This window comes from Streptomyces sp. Isolate_45 (assembly GCF_024721315.2).
In the GTDB taxonomy this organism is placed as follows: domain Bacteria; phylum Actinomycetota; class Actinomycetes; order Streptomycetales; family Streptomycetaceae; genus Streptomyces.
Genome location: NZ_JANFAK020000006.1, coordinates 15,523 through 30,442, shown reverse-complemented (window position 1 = coordinate 30,442; position 14,920 = coordinate 15,523). Strand labels below are relative to the sequence as shown.

Here is a 14,920-nt window from a genome sequence, read left to right as displayed (position 1 = left end):
TCTCAATCATGGTCTGAACGGTCCCGGGGATGACGGGGGGCTCTTGAGCGAGCCCCCCGTCAGGCCCGTCAGACCTCTTCGACGCTGCTCGGCTCACGCCGGGACAGGTCGATACCGAGCTCCTCCGCCGCGCGGAAGACGTCCTCGTCGGTGTCGCGCATCTCGATGGACATGCCGTCCGAGGACAGCACCTCCACGTTGAGGCAGAGCGACTGCATTTCCTTGATGAGCACCTTGAAGGACTCGGGAATGCCCGGCTCGGGGATGTTCTCGCCCTTGACGATGGCCTCGTAGACCTTCACGCGGCCGGTGACGTCATCGGACTTGATGGTCAGCAGCTCCTGGAGGGCGTAAGCGGCGCCATAAGCCTCGAGCGCCCACACCTCCATCTCACCGAAGCGCTGGCCACCGAACTGCGCCTTACCACCCAGCGGCTGCTGCGTGATCATCGAGTACGGACCGGTCGACCGCGCGTGGAGCTTGTCGTCGACCAGGTGGTGGAGCTTGAGGATGTACATGTACCCGATGGAGATCGGGTCCGGGAACGGCTCACCGGAGCGGCCGTCGAACAGACGCGCCTTGCCGGACGGGAGGACCAGACGGTCGCCGTCGCGGTTCGGGATGGTGTGCTCGAACAGGCCTGTGAGCTCGTCCTCGCGGGCGCCGTCGAACACCGGGGTGGCGACGTTGGTGCCGGGCTCGACGCGGTCGGCGCCGATGACCTTGAGGCGCTCGGCCCACTCCTCGCCGAGACCGGAGACGTCCCAGCCGCGGCTGGCGAGCCAGCCGAGGTGGATCTCCAGGACCTGACCCGGGTTCATTCGGGACGGGACACCCAGCGGGTTCAGGATGATGTCGACCGGCGTGCCGTCCTCAAGGAAGGGCATGTCCTCGATCGGAAGGATCTTGGAGATGACACCCTTGTTGCCGTGACGGCCGGCGAGCTTGTCACCATCGGTGATCTTGCGCTTCTGGGCGACGTAGACGCGGACCAGCTGGTTCACGCCCGGAGGAAGCTCGTCGCCCTCCTCGCGGTCGAAGACGCGGACACCGATGACCTTGCCGATCTCACCGTGAGGGACCTTGAGCGAGGTGTCACGCACCTCGCGGGCCTTCTCACCGAAGATCGCGCGGAGCAGGCGCTCCTCGGGGGTCAGCTCGGTCTCGCCCTTGGGCGTGACCTTGCCGACCAGGATGTCGCCGGCGACGACGTCCGCACCGATGCGGATGATGCCGCGCTCGTCGAGGTCGGCGAGGACCTCCTCGGAGACGTTCGGGATGTCCCGGGTGATCTCCTCGGGGCCCAGCTTGGTGTCACGGGCGTCGACCTCGTGCTCCTCGATGTGGATCGAGGAGAGGACGTCGTCCTGTACGAGGCGCTGCGACAGGATGATCGCGTCCTCGTAGTTGTGACCTTCCCAGGGCATGAACGCCACGAGCAGGTTCTTGCCGAGGGCCATTTCGCCCTCTTCGGTCGCGGGACCGTCGGCGAGGACCTGGGACTCGATGATCCGGTCACCCTCGTTGACGATGACCTTCTGGTTGACCGAGGTGCCCTGGTTCGAGCGGGAGAACTTGGCGACGCGGTACGTGGTGTACGTGCCGTCGTCGTTGGCGACGGTGATGTAGTCGGCCGAGACCTCCTGGACGACACCGTCCTTCTCCGCGCGGATCGAGTCACCGGCGTCGACCGCACAGCGGTACTCCATGCCGGTGCCGACGAGCGGCGCTTCCGCCTTGATGAGCGGAACGGCCTGGCGCATCATGTTCGCGCCCATGAGGGCACGGTTGGCGTCGTCGTGCTCCAGGAAGGGGATCATCGCGGTCGCGACGGACACCATCTGGCGCGGGGAGACGTCCATGTAGTCGACGTCGTCGCCGGCGATGTAGTCGATCTCGCCGCCACGACGACGAACCAGCACGCGGTTCTCGGTGAAGCGCATCTCGTCGTTCAGGCCGGCGTTGGCCTGGGCGATGACGAAGCGGTCTTCCTCGTCGGCCGTCAGGTAGTCGACGTCGTCGGTGACGACACCCTCGATGACCTTGCGGTACGGGGTCTCGACGAAACCGAACGCGTTGACGCGACCGTAGGACGCGAGCGAGCCGATCAGACCGATGTTCGGGCCTTCGGGGGTCTCGATCGGGCACATGCGGCCGTAGTGCGACGGGTGGACGTCTCGGACCTCGAAGCCGGCCCGCTCACGGGACAGACCACCGGGGCCCAGCGCCGACAGACGGCGCTTGTGGGTCAGGCCCGACAGCGGGTTGTTCTGGTCCATGAACTGCGACAGCTGGCTGGTGCCGAAGAACTCCTTGATGGAGGCGACGACCGGCCGGATGTTGATCAGGGTCTGCGGCGTGATCGCCTCGACGTCCTGGGTCGTCATCCGCTCGCGGACGACGCGCTCCATACGAGCCAGACCCGTGCGGACCTGGTTCTGGATGAGCTCGCCGACGTTGCGCAGACGACGGTTGCCGAAGTGGTCGATGTCGTCGGTCTCGACGACGATCGAACGGCCGGACTCGCCGGTCGTCTCGGTCTCACCCGCGTGCAGCTTGACCAGGTACTTGATCGTCGCGATCACGTCGTCGGTGGTGAGCACACCGGCGTCGAGCGGCTCGTCGGCGCCGAGCTTCTTGTTCACCTTGTAGCGGCCGACCTTCGCGAGGTCGTAGCGCTTCGGGTTGAAGTAGAGGTTCTCGAGCAGCGTCTGAGCGGCCTCGCGGGTCGGCGGTTCGCCCGGACGCAGCTTGCGGTAGATGTCGAGCAGCGCGTCGTCCTGGCCCTGGGTGTGGTCCTTCTCCAGGGTGGCGCGCATGGACTCGTACTCGCCGAACTCCTCGAGGATCTGCTCGGTGGTCCAGCCGAGAGCCTTCAGGAGGACGGTGACGGACTGCTTGCGCTTGCGGTCGATGCGGACACCGACCATGTCGCGCTTGTCGACCTCCATCTCCAGCCAGGCACCCCGGGAAGGGATGATCTTGGCGGAGAAGATGTCCTTGTCGGACGTCTTGTCGATGGAGGAGTCGAAGTAGACACCGGGGGAACGGACGAGCTGCGACACGACGACACGCTCGGTGCCGTTGATGACGAAGGTGCCCTTGTTGGTCATGAGCGGGAAATCGCCCATGAAGACCGTCTGAGACTTGATCTCTCCGGTCTCGTTGTTCGTGAACTCGGCAGTAACGAACAGCGGAGCCGCGTACGTGAAGTCGCGCTCCTTGCACTCGTCGACAGAGTTCTTCGCCGGCTCGAAACGGTGGTCGCGGAAGGTCAGCGACATCGACCCGGAGAAGTCCTCGATCGGCGAGATCTCCTCGAAGATCTCTTCCAGACCGGACTTGGTGGGGACGTCCTGTCCACTCTCAAGCGCCGACTCGACGCGAGACTTCCAGGCGGCGTTGCCGAGCAGCCAGTCAAAGCTCTCGGTCTGCAGCGCCAGGAGGTTCGGAACCTCGAGGGGCTCCTTGATCTTTGCAAAGGAGATGCGCAGCGGGGCGGTGCTGGCACCGTTGTTCGTATTGGTCGAGGCGTTGCGCGAGGCGGCCAAGAGGGGGTCCTTCCGAGGGCTCGGACTCACTACGCGCGTACCGGTCCCAGCCGACACGGAAGACGGACGTTCTCGATCCGGCGAAAAGACCAGGTCGGAGACGATCAATCAGTGTGCTCAAGCGTGGGCATGCCCCTGGCGACGGGCAGGGGGCAGCTAACAGGCAGCGCAAAGGGTCAGTGTAGCCACTCGGCTCACTGATGTCCAGACCAGGTTTCCGGAAACCGGCAACAGGCCTTCCCCATGTCGTTTGAACTACCCCTGCCAACGCTCGGCATCGCACACAGAGCGCGTATCAGTACTGCCCTCTTCGTAACCGATCCATGCCTGGTATCTCGAATCCCACCGGGCGGAGTCGGCAACGGGACTGAGAATTGCGCGCCGCCGGCCGTTCGTCAAGGCCCCGTGCTCCGAGCGGATCATCTTCGGACCCTGCTCCGGGGCAACGATGATCACCCTACTCCCCAACGAGACCAGGGCAAGTCAGGCACTGCGGGTACGCCAAAGGGCGACCACCCTTACGGGTGATCGCCCTTGGAAGAGGCCTCAGAGAGCCTCAGAGGTGTTACTTGACCTCGACGCCGGCGCCGGCAGCCTTGAGGGCCTCGGCGGCCTTGTCAGCGGCCTCCTTGGCGACCTTCTCGAGGACGGGCTTCGGGGCGCCGTCAACGAGGTCCTTGGCTTCCTTCAGACCCAGGGAGGTCAGCTCGCGCACGACCTTGATGACCTGGATCTTCTTGTCGCCGGCACCGGTGAGGATGACGTCGAACTCGTCCTGCTCCTCAGCGGCCTCAACGGCGGCGGGGGCGCCCGGACCGGCAACGGCGACGGCCGCGGCGGCGGTGACGTCGAACTTCTCCTCGAACGCCTTAACGAACTCGGAGAGCTCGATGAGGGTGAGCTCCTCGAACTGGGCGAGGAGTTCGTCCTGGGTGAGCTTCGCCATGATGGGCGATCCTTCCACTAAATCGGCAGGTGCCGGATGTATATAGAGGCGGGCGTAACGGCCCGCTACGACCCACGCACTAGGCGGCGTGGATCAGTGCGCGAGCCGAATTACTCGGCACCGCCCTGCTCGGCAAGCTTGACGCGAAGCGCTTCCGCGGTGCGGACGAACTTCGACGGCAGCGCCTGGAAGAGCGAGGCAGCCTGGGACTGCTTGCCCTTGAACGCGCCGGCCAGCTTGCTGAGCAGAACCTCGCGGGACTCGAGGTCCGCAAGCTTCTTGATCTCATCGGCGGTGAGCGCCTTACCATCAAGGACACCCGCCTTGATGATGAGGTTGGGGTTGTCCTTGGCGAAGTCACGCAGGCTCTTCGCCGACTCCACCGGGTCACCGGTGATGAAGGCGACCGCGGTCGGACCAGCGAAGTGCTCGTCCAGCGCGGTGATCCCGGCCTGGTTGGCCGCAATCTTGGTCAGCGTGTTCTTCACCACGGCGTACTGGGCGTTCTCACCGAGCGAACGACGCAGCGTCTTGAGCTGCGCGACGGTGAGACCCCGGTACTCGGTCAGCACGGCGGCGTTCGAGCTCTGGAACTGGTCCGTGAGCTCGGCTACCGCGGCAGCCTTGTCGGGCCTTGCCATAGAGCGTCGGCCTCCTTCCGGGTGATGAGGACCGCTCAGAAGGGGCTGAACAAAACGAAACGCCCCGGCGCAAGCGCACGGGGCGTAAGCTCGACCGAATCACTCCGGGAGCTTCTCCACGAACACCTGCGCAGGACGTCCGCACTCAGCGGATCCTTCGGTCGCCTCACTCTTTCGAGCAGGGCAACGACCAGCGGTCTTTGGCTTCTGGTGAAGCGTACGTGAAGCGGTCCGGTCGAGGCAAATCGCCTCAGGAACCCTTGAGGCCGCCCAGTCCGGCGTCCCTCAGGGTGCGGTCCGCCCCCTCCAGCGACGTGTCCGCGCCCTTCAGTATTTCCTCGTAGGTCGTCACCTGGTCCGCGGGCGGCGCCACGACCGGTGCGACCGTGCCGTACTCGGAGAACTTGGCGCTGACCTTCGCCGTCCCGCCCTTGGCCTCGGTCCGGGAGGTCTCGACGCGGACGGGGTGACCCTGCGCGTCGATCCACACGTCCAGTTCCTGGCCGGTGACGTCCTCCATCGCCTCGTGGAGGTAGGTACGGTTCGCCTCCTCCATCACCTTGCTCGACTCGTCGGCCTTGAGCAGGTCGGCGTTGGTGAGGGAGGCCTTGTAGTGCCGCGTCTCGGTTCCGTCGGTCGGCTCCACGCCGACGAACGTGAGCTTCTGCTGGCCCAGGAGGAGCCCGAGGTACTCGGCCGGGTCGTCGTTGATGCGGCTACGGCCCTTGCCGCCCTTGGCGAGGTCCAGCTTCATCCAGGTCTTGCCCGCGACGGGCATTGCCGGACGGGAGTAGACGACGTCACCGATCATCACCGTGGAGGCGGCGCCCGATCCGACCACCGTCATCTCGGTGGCGGCCGGGTACCAGCCCTTGGTCCCTTGCATCCGGTGGGTCTTGCCACCGTCGACGACGGTGACGTCCGCCTTCGCGAACTTGGCCGCCACCGTCTTCAGGTACGCGGCCTTCACGACGTCGGCGGGGGTGGCCTCCGCGGGCTGCGCCGCGTTCGCCCCGCGCCCGTCCCCGGCGGCCCCGCCCCCGTCCCCACCGGTGTCCCCGCAGGCGGTCAGTCCCGCCGCGAGCAGCGCGGCGACCGCCGTTGCCGTGCCGGCCCTGGTCAGGGTCCGTACAGCCTTGTTCATTCGTTCTCCCCCGTCATCGGAACTGGTACCGCGGTGCCGTCGAGGGCACTCAGGCGGCGCCTTCCCCGCCGCCCTTCATCATTTCCGCCAGGTCCACGACCTGATCGGCCGGCGGCGCCGTGACGTCGACGGGCTTGTTGACGTCGTGGAACTTGATCGTGACGTCCATCGGGCCCTCGGTGCCCTGGCCGCGGGTGCGGACCTGCTTGGTCTGGTCGGACTCGTCGATCCAGATGTCCATCGTCAGTTCCTTGATGCCCTGGGCCTCCAGCATCTTCAGGTTCTTCTCCTGGCGGGCCTTGGCCTCGGGCGTGGTGGCGGCGCTCGGATCCCGCAGCTGGTCCAGCCCGATCGTGCCCGTCAGGTGGGTGGTCTTCTGACCGTCGATGGTCTCCTCGCCGACTGTCTTCAGGTCCTTGGACAGGCTCAGGTCGTTCGCCTTGTCGCCCGGGTTCTCGCCCTGCTGGCCGCCGCCGAGGGCGTCCAGCTGCTTGGCCTGGTCCGGAGCCAGCGCCTTCAGGTCGAACTTCATCCACTTGCCCTCGCTGCCCAGGTAGAGGGCGCCGTCGAGGAGGCGGATGCCGACGTCCTGCCCGGGCGTCTCGGGCGAGGCCATCGTCATGGACATCGCGACGTCGGGCTTGAGGCGCATGGCGGCCTCGCCGGAGATCGCGTTGCCCGCGGCGGTGCCGGACATGGTGTACCGCAGCGAGGTGATCTCCGCGGACTTCTTCTTCGTCTTCTCCAGGAACGCGGCCGGCGCCATCGCGGGCGTCGCCGGGGCCGACTTGGACGGTGCCGGGGCGGCGGCGCCGTCCTTCTTCTCGCCCTTCCCGTCCTCGCACGCCGTGGCCCCGCCCACGAGCAGTACGGCGGCCAGCGCGGCGCCGATGGTCTTCCTGCGGTATGCAGACATGAAGGTCCCCACCCCTTGTGTGATCGTCATTTGATTTCGACTTTACGTTCCCGTCACGCACGAACGCGCGGCCATTACGGCTTACGCGCCCTTCTGTGGTGCGGAACACGACGAACGGGCCCCCCACCGCCCGCGAAGGGTGGTGGGGGGCCCGCTCAGTCGTGCAGGGAGCCGGTCAGGCTCGGCCCGATCAAACGGCAGCCGGGTCTTCCTCGACGAGGAGGTTCCGGGTGCGGTTCGAGTCCAGGGCGATGCCGGGACCCATGGTGGTGCTCAGGGCGGCCTTCTTGATGTAGCGGCCCTTCGCGGCGGACGGCTTCAGACGGATGATCTCGTCCAGGGCCGCCGCGTAGTTCTCGACCAGCTGCTCATCGGAGAAGGAGACCTTGCCGATGATGAAGTGCAGGTTCGAGTGCTTGTCGACGCGGAACTCGATCTTGCCACCCTTGATCTCGGTGACAGCCTTGGCGACGTCCATCGTGACGGTGCCGGTCTTCGGGTTCGGCATGAGGCCACGGGGACCGAGCACGCGGCCGAGGCGGCCGACCTTGCCCATGAGGTCCGGCGTGGCGACAACGGCGTCGAACTCGTTGAGGCGGTTGCCCTTGGCGATCTCGTTGATCAGCTCGTCGTCGCCGACAATGTCGGCGCCGGCGGCTTCCGCGGCCGCTGCACGGTCACCGGTCGCGAAGACCAGGACCCGGGCGGTCTTGCCGGTGCCGTGCGGGAGGTTCACGGTGCCACGGACCATCTGGTCGGCCTTGCGCGGGTCGACACCCAGGCGGAAGGCGACCTCGACGGTGCTGTCGAACTTGGTCGCGGAGGTCTCCTTGGCGAGACGGACGGCCTCGAGCGGGGCGTAGAACTTGTCCCGGTCGATCTTGGCGTCCGCAGCGCGGAGAGTCTTGCTGCGCTTCACTTCTGCTCCTGTGTAGTGACTTCAGGCGTGGAGTCGTGGTGCGGACCAGCGCTTGGCCCTACCACTGTCGTGCTGGGTGGCTGAATCAGCCTTCGATCGTGATGCCCATCGAACGCGCGGTGCCGGCGATGATCTTCTCGGCGGCGTCGATGTCGTTCGCGTTGAGGTCAGGCATCTTGATCGTGGCGATCTCGCGGACCTGGTCACGCGTGAGCTTCGCGACCTTGGTCTTGTGCGGCTCGCCGGAGCCCTTCTCCACGCCCGCGCTCTTCAGGATGAGACGCGCGGCCGGCGGAGTCTTGGTGATGAAGGTGAAGGAACGGTCGTCGTAGACCGTGATCTCCACCGGCACGACCATGCCACGCTGCGACTCGGTCGCGGCGTTGTAGGCCTTGCAGAACTCCATGATGTTGACGCCGTGCTGACCGAGCGCGGGGCCGACCGGCGGAGCCGGGTTGGCCGCACCGGCCTTGATCTGGAGCTTGATAAGCCCCGTGATCTTCTTCTTCTTGGGAGGCATTGCTCTCTCCGGGTCCTAGTGAGAGTTTTCAGCCGCCAACCGGTCATCCGGATGGAGGCATACCGCACCACGATAACGGGTACAGGCGCGGGGCTAAAAACCGAGCAGGTCAGACCACCCTTTACGGGGCGATCTGACCTGGTTCGGAAGCGTCGTTCAGAAGATCCGGATCAGCGGATCCGGGTCAGTTCTTCTGGATCTGGTCGAAGCTCAGCTCGACCGGGGTCTCGCGGCCGAAGATCTCGACGAGACCCTTGACCTTCTTCGAGTCCGGGTTGATCTCGTTGATCGTCGCCTGCAGCGTCGCGAACGGGCCGTCGGTGACGGTGACCGAGTCGCCGACCTCGAAGTCCAGGACCTCGATGGTGCGCTTGACGGCGGGAGCCGGCAGGCCCGCGGCCTCGGCGGCGGCCTTGTCGGCCTTCTCCTTCGCCTCCGGCGCGAGCATCTTGACGATCTCGTCCAGGGTCAGCGGGTACGGGTCGTAGGCGTTGCCCACGAAGCCGGTGACACCGGGGGTGTTGCGGACGACGCCCCAGGACTCGTTCGTCAGATCCATGCGGACGAGAACGTAACCGGGCAGCTTGTTCTGCCGGACGTTCTTGCGCTCGCCGTTCTTGATCTGGACGATCTCTTCCTCGGGCACCTCGGCCTGGTAGATGAACTCCTCGACGTTCAGCGAGACGGCACGCTGCTCCAGGTTCGCCTTCACGCGCTTCTCGTAGCCCGCGTAGGTGTGGATCACGTACCACTCGCCGGGGAGCAGGCGAAGCTCGTCGCGCAGGGCCTGGGTGGGGTCGACGGGCTCGGCGGGCTCGACCTCGGCGGCCTCCTCGGCCTCCTCGTCGTCGCTCTCGTCCGCGGCTTCGACGTCGACCTCGGCGGTCTCGTCGTCGGAGTCGTCGGCCTCTTCGACCTCGGCGTCGTCCTCAGCCTCGGCGTCGACCTCGTCCTCGACGTGCAGCGCGGCCTCTTCGGCGGCGATGCCGGCGTCGGCGTCGGCGAGTTCGGCCTCGTCGGGGTCCACAGCGTCGGCAGCCTCGACGATGTCGAGCTGGTCCTCAACGGACTCGACGGACTCGACGGACTCGTCGCTCGCGTTCAGGTTCGGGTCAGACACGGTGGCTGCTTCTTCCTGGATACAAAAGGTGGTGGAACATGCGAAAACGGGCGGCACCCATCAAGGCGCCGCCCTCCGCGGGGATCAGCCGAAGACGAACTTGATGGCTTCCTGGAACCCATAGTCAATCACGGTCACCAGACCGATCATGATGACGACGAAGACAATCACCACGGAGGTGTACGTCGTGAGTTGGTTACGGGTGGGCCAAACGACCTTGCGGAGTTCCGCGACGATCTGACGGTAGAAGAGCGCGAGCCGGCCGAGAGGGCCCTTCTTGCCGCGCTTACCGCCCTTGCGGGACTTCTTCTCGCGAGTGTCGTCCTCGGCGTCAGGCATGTCGATGGAGCCCAGGGCGTCCGTCACGTCTCTCACCTGAATCCGGGTCGTGGCCGTAGCCGCGCCCGGTTGCGCCGCACGGCGTTGCATCGAAGTACGTACCTGCGCACACATCCGAGAAGGAGTGTGGAGCAGGGCCGGAGGGACTCGAACCCCCAACCGCTGGTTTTGGAGACCAGTGCTCTACCAATTGAGCTACGACCCTTTGCGTTCCCCAACCTACCGCATCCGAGCGAGTGCACGGAGTGCTCACGTTCCGGGCGGTTGATGAGGACCAACGACAGGTGAGTGTACGTGGTCCGGGCCCTGACGTCGAACAGAAGAGATCCGAACCTGCTCCGTCCGGTACCTGAAACGGTGTGCGGGCCTTCTGGGCCGTCTGGGACGATTGGCCGCATGACCTCTGCAACGCCTTCCTCCGAGCGCCGGGTGTCCGCCCGTATCGGCGCCATTTCCGAGTCCGCCACCCTCGCCGTCGACGCCAAGGCCAAGGCCCTCAAGGCCGCCGGGCGTCCGGTGATCGGCTTCGGTGCGGGCGAACCCGACTTCCCGACCCCCGACTACATCGTCGAGGCGGCGGTCGAGGCCTGCCGCAACCCGAAGTACCACCGCTACACGCCGGCCGGCGGCCTCCCCGAGCTGAAGGCCGCGATCGTCGCGAAGACGCTGCGCGACTCCGGCTACCAGGTGGACGCGTCCCAGGTACTGGTGACCAACGGCGGCAAGCAGGCCATCTACGAGGCGTTCGCGGCCATCCTCGACCCGGGCGACGAGGTCATCGTCCCGGCTCCGTACTGGACCACCTACCCGGAGTCGATCCGCCTCGCGGGCGGCGTCCCGGTCGAGGTCGTCGCCGACGAGACCACCGGATACCGGGTCTCCGTCGAGCAGCTGGAGGCCGCGCGCACCGAGCGCACGAAGGTCGTCCTCTTCGTCTCCCCGTCCAACCCGACGGGCGCCGTCTACTCCGAGGCCGACGCCGAGGCCATCGGCCGCTGGGCCGCCGACAAGGGCCTGTGGGTCCTGACGGACGAGATCTACGAGCACCTGGTCTACGGCGACGCCAAGTTCGTCTCGCTCCCGGCGATCGTCCCCGAGCTCGCCGACAAGTGCATCATCGTCAACGGCGTCGCCAAGACGTACGCGATGACCGGCTGGCGCGTGGGCTGGATCATCGGCCCGACGGACGTCGTGAAGGCCGCGACGAACCTCCAGTCGCACGCCACCTCCAACGTCTCCAACGTGGCCCAGGTCGCGGCGCTCGCCGCCGTCTCCGGCAACCTGGACGCCGTCCACGAGATGCGCACCGCCTTCGACCGCCGCCGCCAGACCATCGTGCGGATGCTGAACGAGATCGACGGCGTGTTCTGCCCGACCCCCGAGGGCGCGTTCTACGCGTACCCGTCGGTCAAGGAGCTGCTGGGCAAGGAGATCCGCGGCAAGCGCCCGCAGACCTCCGTCGAGCTCGCCGCGCTGATCCTGGACGAGGCCGAGGTCGCGGTCGTCCCGGGCGAGGCCTTCGGTACCCCCGGCTACCTGCGCCTCTCGTACGCCCTGGGCGACGAGGACCTGATCGAGGGCGTGTCCCGGCTCCAGAAGCTGCTCGCCGAGGCCAAGGCCTGATCGTCGAGGCGTACGGAGCGGCGTCACCCCGGCGGGGTGGCGCCGCTCCGTCGTTTCCGGGCCCGGCCGCCGCCGGGTCCGCTGCGCCCCGTCCCGCCCCCCAGCAGCTCATATTTACGTTCGGGCAAGGTCCCGTTCAGGGAAAGCGGCTGCCGATCGGGTGACAAGTACGGCAGGATCACCAGATGGAGCACGTACGCGATCTCACGCTTCTGCCGAAAGCCCACCTCCACCTGCACTTCACCGGGTCGATGCGCCCCGCGACGCTGCTGGAGCTGGCCGACAAGTACGGCGTCCGCCTGCCCGAGGCCCTGACCAGCGGCGAACCGCCCAAACTCCGGGCCACCGACGAACGCGGCTGGTTCCGCTTCCAGCGGCTCTACGACACCGCCCGCTCCTGCCTGCGCGAGCCCGACGACATCCGACGGCTGGTCCGCGAGGCCGCCGAGGAGGACGTCCGGGACGGCAGCGGCTGGCTGGAGATCCAGGTCGACCCCACTTCCTACGCCCCCCTGCTGGGCGGCATGATCCCGGCCGTCGAGATCATCCTCGACGCCGTCGACTCCGCCTCCCGGGAAACCGGCCTCGGCATGCGCGTCGTCATCGCCGCCAACCGCATGAAGCACCCCCTCGACGCGCGCACCCTCGCCCGCCTCGCCGTCCGCTACGCCGACCGCGGCATCGTCGGGTTCGGGCTCTCCAACGACGAACGCCGCGGCATGGCCCGCGACTTCGACCGGGCCTTCGCCATCGCCCGCGAGGGTGGCCTGCTCGCGGCCCCGCACGGTGGCGAGCTGGGCGGGCCCTCCTCCGTCCGGGACTGCCTCGACGACCTGCACGCCGCCCGCATCGGGCACGGCGTACGGGCGGCCGAGGACCCCCGGCTGCTCAAGCGGCTCGCCGACCGGCAGATCACCTGCGAGGTCTGCCCGGCGTCCAACGTCGCCCTCGGCGTGTACCAGCGGCCGGAGGACGTGCCGCTGCGGACCCTGTTCGAGGCCGGCGTGCCGATGGCGCTGGGCGCGGACGACCCGCTGCTGTTCGGTTCGCGGCTGGCGGCGCAGTACGAGTTCGCGCGTCGCCACCACGGGTTCACGGACGCCGAGCTGGCCGAGCTGGCCCGGCAGTCGGTGCGCGGTTCGGCCGCGCCGGACGACGTCCAGGCCAAGCTGCTGGACGGGATCGACCACTGGCTCAGCGGGTGAGCCGCAGGTCCCCCTCGTAGCAGTCGGCCCGCACCCGGTGGCCGCCGGGGAACCCGATCTCCAGGTGGGTGCGGCCCTGCTCGGGCAGCGCGAACTCGGCGACCGAGGCGATCGTCCGCCCGACGTGGGGCAGGAACGGGTGGTCACCGAGGTCCTCGCCGACCTCGATGCGGCCCCACTCCCCCAGGTCGTAGGGCTCGTGCGGGGTCGCGGACTCGACGATGAGGCACTGGTCGGAGCCGGTGGTGATCCGCGTGGAGTCGCCGACGCTGTCGATCAGCCACACGTCGAGCGGCGCCTCGGAGCGTTCGCCTTCACAGACGTGCCAGGACGCGACGACCCTGCTGATCTCGCGGCCCACCAGGCGCGTGGGGTCCGTGCCGGCCCCGTGCTGGGGGCAGTTCATGTCAGACGCGGACGCCGACCGTCACCGGCTCGTTGACGAGCGTGACGCCGAAGGCCTCGTGGACACCGGCGACGACCTCGCGGGCCAGCGCGAGGAGGTCCTCGGTGGTGGCCTCGCCGCGGTTGGTCAGGGCGAGGGTGTGCTTGGTGGAGATCCTGGCCGGGCCGGTGCCGTAGCCCTTGGTGAAGCCGGCCTTGTCGATCAGCCAGGCCGCGCTGGTCTTCGTACGTCCCTCGCCGGCCGGGTACGCGGGCGGGGCCGTGTCGGGGCCGAGGCGGTCCTGGGCGCGGGTGAGGAAGGCGGCGTACGCCTCGTCGGTCAGGATCGGGTTGTGGAAGAAGGAGCCGGCCGACCAGGTGTCGTGGTCGGCGGGGTCGAGGACCATGCCCTTGCCGGCGCGCAGGCGCAGCACCGTCTCGCGGGCGGTGGCGGCCGGGACCCGGTCGCCGGCGCCGACGCCGAGGGCGCGGGCCGTTTCCGGGTACTTGATCGGGGCGGAGAGGCCGCCCGCGTCCTCCAGGGCGAAGCGCACGCGCAGGACGACGTACCGGTCGGGCTGGTCCTTGAAGGTGCTGTTGCGGTAGCGGAAGTCGCACTCGGCGGCGGTCAGGGTGACCGTTTCGCCGCTGGTGCGGTCGTAGGCCACGACCTCCGTGATGGTGTCGCGGACCTCCTGGCCGTACGCGCCGACGTTCTGGATCGGGGTCGCGCCGGCCGAGCCGGGGATCCCGGCGAGGCACTCGATGCCCGCGAGTCCGGCGTCGACGGTGCGGGCGACGGCGTCGCTCCAGTTCTCGCCGGCGGCGAGCTCCAGCCGGGTGCCGTCGAGGACGAAGCCGGTCGTCGCGATGCGCAGGGCGGTGCCGTCGAAGCCCTGGTCACCGATGACCAGGTTGCTGCCGCCGCCGATGACCAGCAGCGGAGTGCCACTGGCGTCCGCGGCGCGGACGGCGTCGACGACCTCGGCGTCGGTGGTCGCGGTGACCAGCCGGGCCGCGGGGCCGCCGAGGCGGAAGGTGGTCAGCGGGGCGAGGGGGGCGTCGTGGAGTTCCTGCACGAGCACAAGAGTACGGTCCGTCCCCCTCGCATCCCGGCGGGGCACTCAGTGCGCCCGCTTCCGCTCGGCCAGACGGCGCTCGGCCTCCGCCCAACCCAGGGGGAGTTCCGAGGCCCGCACGCTCCAGAAGGTGAACTCGGATTCCTTCATGTGGGCGGCTGCGGCGCGGGAGCCGGAGCGGTGCGGCTCGCTGCCCGCGAAGCGGTAGAGGGCGTCCCGGTCCTCCCAGGCGGACAGGGTGAGGAAGGTGCGGCGCAGCACCCGCGCCCGGAGGGCGACGCCGTGCGCGCCGGGAGCCTTGCGGATCTGCGCGATGATCCCGGGCGCCTTGAGGAAGAACTTGAGGGCGCCGAGGAGGGTGACGGTCTCGAAGCGGGAGGCCATGACGTAGACCTCGGCGTCGGGTGCGGGCTGGACGGGCGTGGACCAGGGGATGTCGGGCATGACGGGCGCTCCTTCGCGTTGAGCCGTACGGAACTTCGCGTGCGGGCGGTGCTGCGGTTCTCCCGGCCGCGCCCGGGCGTCGGACCCGG

The 14,920-nt window shown here is 67.9% G+C and carries 14 protein-coding genes and 1 tRNA gene; 2 read left to right on the top strand and 13 right to left on the bottom strand.

What is annotated here, in order from left to right:
* Positions 1-68 precede the first annotated feature (68 nt).
* From rpoB to NOD94_RS03610, 10 genes are all read right to left on the bottom strand, one after another.
* Complete coding sequence (rpoB, locus tag NOD94_RS03655; RefSeq protein ID WP_281204226.1) at positions 69-3,551, bottom strand: DNA-directed RNA polymerase subunit beta; 3,483 nt, start codon at positions 3,549-3,551, stop codon at positions 69-71.
* A gap of 565 nt (positions 3,552-4,116) precedes the next feature.
* Positions 4,117-4,497 carry a 50S ribosomal protein L7/L12 gene (gene rplL / locus NOD94_RS03650; RefSeq protein WP_281204225.1) on the bottom strand — a complete coding sequence of 127 codons (381 nt, stop codon included), beginning with the start codon at positions 4,495-4,497 and terminating at the stop codon, positions 4,117-4,119.
* A 110-nt stretch (positions 4,498-4,607) separates the two neighbouring features.
* A complete protein-coding gene (gene rplJ / locus NOD94_RS03645) occupies positions 4,608-5,138 on the bottom strand; it encodes a 50S ribosomal protein L10 (RefSeq protein ID WP_030710304.1) in 531 nt (176 codons plus the stop codon).
* A gap of 250 nt (positions 5,139-5,388) precedes the next feature.
* Positions 5,389-6,282 carry a hypothetical protein gene (locus tag NOD94_RS03640; protein WP_281204224.1) on the bottom strand — a complete coding sequence of 298 codons (894 nt, stop codon included), beginning with the start codon at positions 6,280-6,282 and terminating at the stop codon, positions 5,389-5,391.
* A gap of 49 nt (positions 6,283-6,331) precedes the next feature.
* Entirely contained in the window at positions 6,332-7,198 is an 867-nt protein-coding gene (locus NOD94_RS03635) for an LppX_LprAFG lipoprotein (RefSeq protein WP_281204223.1), read from the bottom strand.
* A gap of 190 nt (positions 7,199-7,388) precedes the next feature.
* Positions 7,389-8,117: a 50S ribosomal protein L1 gene (gene rplA, locus NOD94_RS03630; protein ID WP_281204222.1), complete on the bottom strand. Its 729-nt coding sequence runs from the start codon at positions 8,115-8,117 to the stop codon at positions 7,389-7,391.
* Positions 8,118-8,202: 85 nt separating this feature from the next.
* On the bottom strand, positions 8,203-8,637 hold the full coding sequence (gene rplK / locus NOD94_RS03625) for a 50S ribosomal protein L11 (protein WP_281204221.1): 435 nt from the start codon (positions 8,635-8,637) through the stop codon (positions 8,203-8,205).
* Between the two features lie 184 nt (positions 8,638-8,821).
* Complete coding sequence (gene nusG, locus NOD94_RS03620; RefSeq protein ID WP_281204220.1) at positions 8,822-9,757, bottom strand: transcription termination/antitermination protein NusG; 936 nt, start codon at positions 9,755-9,757, stop codon at positions 8,822-8,824.
* Between the two features lie 84 nt (positions 9,758-9,841).
* Positions 9,842-10,123: a preprotein translocase subunit SecE gene (gene secE / locus NOD94_RS03615; RefSeq protein ID WP_281204219.1), complete on the bottom strand. Its 282-nt coding sequence runs from the start codon at positions 10,121-10,123 to the stop codon at positions 9,842-9,844.
* A gap of 105 nt (positions 10,124-10,228) precedes the next feature.
* Positions 10,229-10,301 (bottom strand) — tRNA-Trp (locus tag NOD94_RS03610).
* A gap of 191 nt (positions 10,302-10,492) precedes the next feature.
* On the opposite strand from NOD94_RS03610, the gene NOD94_RS03605 reads away from it, so the two are divergent.
* Positions 10,493-11,719 carry a pyridoxal phosphate-dependent aminotransferase gene (locus NOD94_RS03605; protein ID WP_281204218.1) on the top strand — a complete coding sequence of 409 codons (1,227 nt, stop codon included), beginning with the start codon at positions 10,493-10,495 and terminating at the stop codon, positions 11,717-11,719.
* A gap of 185 nt (positions 11,720-11,904) precedes the next feature.
* Positions 11,905-12,924: an adenosine deaminase gene (locus NOD94_RS03600; protein WP_281204217.1), complete on the top strand. Its 1,020-nt coding sequence runs from the start codon at positions 11,905-11,907 to the stop codon at positions 12,922-12,924.
* Here NOD94_RS03600 and NOD94_RS03595 read toward each other — a convergent pair.
* The 3 genes from NOD94_RS03595 to NOD94_RS03585 are packed head-to-tail and all read right to left on the bottom strand — an operon-like array spanning position 12,914 to position 14,831.
* Positions 12,914-13,330, bottom strand: a complete 417-nt coding sequence (locus tag NOD94_RS03595; protein ID WP_281204216.1) for a hypothetical protein — start codon at positions 13,328-13,330, stop codon at positions 12,914-12,916. The two genes, NOD94_RS03600 and NOD94_RS03595, sit on opposite strands and share 11 nt — an antisense overlap.
* 1 nt (position 13,331) lies before the next feature.
* Positions 13,332-14,387: a UDP-N-acetylmuramate dehydrogenase gene (locus NOD94_RS03590; protein ID WP_281204215.1), complete on the bottom strand. Its 1,056-nt coding sequence runs from the start codon at positions 14,385-14,387 to the stop codon at positions 13,332-13,334.
* Positions 14,388-14,432: 45 nt separating this feature from the next.
* Positions 14,433-14,831, bottom strand: a complete 399-nt coding sequence (locus NOD94_RS03585) for a DUF3291 domain-containing protein (protein ID WP_281204214.1) — start codon at positions 14,829-14,831, stop codon at positions 14,433-14,435.
* Positions 14,832-14,920: the final 89 nt, after the last annotated feature.

Bases quoted from the DNA above. Each gene is read 5' to 3' on its own strand.
- rplL (WP_281204225.1), bottom strand. From the start codon at position 4,497: ATGGCGAAGCTCACCCAGGACGAACTCCTCGCCCAGTTCGAGGAGCTC.
- rplJ (WP_030710304.1), bottom strand. From the start codon at position 5,138: ATGGCAAGGCCCGACAAGGCTGCCGCGGTAGCCGAGCTCACGGACCAG.
- NOD94_RS03640 (WP_281204224.1), bottom strand. From the start codon at position 6,282: ATGAACAAGGCTGTACGGACCCTGACCAGGGCCGGCACGGCAACGGCG.
- NOD94_RS03635 (WP_281204223.1), bottom strand. From the start codon at position 7,198: ATGTCTGCATACCGCAGGAAGACCATCGGCGCCGCGCTGGCCGCCGTA.
- rplK (WP_281204221.1), bottom strand. From the start codon at position 8,637: ATGCCTCCCAAGAAGAAGAAGATCACGGGGCTTATCAAGCTCCAGATC.
- NOD94_RS03605 (WP_281204218.1), top strand. From the start codon at position 10,493: ATGACCTCTGCAACGCCTTCCTCCGAGCGCCGGGTGTCCGCCCGTATC.
- NOD94_RS03600 (WP_281204217.1), top strand. From the start codon at position 11,905: ATGGAGCACGTACGCGATCTCACGCTTCTGCCGAAAGCCCACCTCCAC.
- NOD94_RS03595 (WP_281204216.1), bottom strand. From the start codon at position 13,330: ATGAACTGCCCCCAGCACGGGGCCGGCACGGACCCCACGCGCCTGGTG.
- NOD94_RS03585 (WP_281204214.1), bottom strand. From the start codon at position 14,831: ATGCCCGACATCCCCTGGTCCACGCCCGTCCAGCCCGCACCCGACGCC.